Below are 204 nucleotides of genomic sequence, written 5' to 3' on the forward strand. Positions count from 1 at the left end.
GAGGGAGTGTCAGGGTGTCCTGGCCGGATTCACTGAGGAGCTTGTCCTGATTACTGTTTAAGATGTCTTTGAGTTGCTGTAAGCGATAGAGTTGATGCTGATTAGCCAGCTTACAGGCGGTATTGAGCCGCTGCGGCGGATACTGACTGGCTAACCGCAATGCACCCAGACAGACGCGGAACGCCTGTTGGGGATGTGGTTTAC

Annotated in this window: 1 pseudogene; it reads right to left on the reverse strand. The window is 53.4% G+C overall.

Annotation, left to right across the window (positions count from 1 at the left end):
- Positions 1-204, reverse strand: a pseudogene (locus tag ACXAG2_RS20975) (IS21 family transposase); the annotation flags it as partial.

Source organism: Alteromonas sp. ABH4_456 (assembly GCF_056160645.1).